The organism is Mesorhizobium sp. M1A.F.Ca.IN.020.06.1.1 (genome assembly GCF_004023265.1).
GTDB lineage: Bacteria > Pseudomonadota > Alphaproteobacteria > Rhizobiales > Rhizobiaceae > Mesorhizobium.
The window spans coordinates 1-491 of record NZ_RZSR01001766.1 but is presented as its reverse complement, the minus strand read 5'-3'; the positions used below and the strand labels follow the sequence as shown (position 1 = coordinate 491).

Sequence of the window (491 nt, the reverse complement as noted above, 5' to 3'; positions counted from 1 at the left end):
CCCTGAATTCATCCGGCACCGAGCGCGCTGCTTGCAGCGCGACGGTGCCGTAGCCGACGGCCTGCTTGCCGAAGCGCTGGCGGATCTTGTCTATGGCGCGGTCGGCGCCGAAGCGGGCGAGGCCTTTGCGGCTGCCGGGCTTCAGCTTCTCGTCCGCCAGGCCGAGCGGCAGTTCGAGCTGCAGCTCGGCATGCTCTTCCAGATGCGAGACCGAGATCGCCAGCAGCGAGATTTCCCGTTCGCCCGGGTGAGCGGCGAGCACGCCTCTGACCAGCTCTTCCGCGACGTCAGCGAGCATGGTCGTCGCCTGGATCGGCTGCTCCAGCGTCACCGAGCGCGTGACCGCGCGCATGTCGGCAAAGCGCACGCGCACCGTCACCGTGCGGCCGGGCCGGTCCTTGGCGCGCAGGCGGCTGGCAACGCGGTCGGCAAGATGTAGGAGCGTCGGCACGAAGACGCGCGGCAGCGCCGGTTTGCGGCCCAGCGCCGAC

The 491-nt window shown here is 70.5% G+C and carries 1 pseudogene; it reads right to left on the bottom strand.

From position 1 onward, the window contains the following. A pseudogene (locus tag EOA60_RS36785) lies at positions 1 to 491 on the bottom strand (DNA polymerase IV); the annotation flags it as partial.